The following is a 316-nucleotide window of genomic DNA, read 5'->3' as shown; positions in this document are numbered from 1 at the left end:
GCAGCAGTGATGCGGAATCAGCCGGACACATCCGCACCGACTAAGCGCATCGCGCCCGGCGACTTCGTCGCCTTAAGTCGGTGGGACGTCGTGAACACATTTACGTTATCTGAAATTGCTCAAAACAATGAAAGGAGAAAAGTATGAAATCAGTACTACTCTTTATTCTTTTAGGATTTTCTTCTCTTTTAATAGGAATAATTACTCTACTTAAGCATCAAAAATTACTCAAGGTAAAGTTGTAGACTTAATTCAAAGATATGTTGGAAACAATACTTCAGGAGGTAGAAGAAAAGCCTTTTTTCCTGTTATTGAA

The sequence above is a fragment of the Cohnella soli genome (assembly GCF_042655525.1).
In the GTDB taxonomy this organism is placed as follows: domain Bacteria; phylum Bacillota; class Bacilli; order Paenibacillales; family Paenibacillaceae; genus Cohnella; species Cohnella soli.
This window is presented reverse-complemented; position numbering follows the sequence as displayed.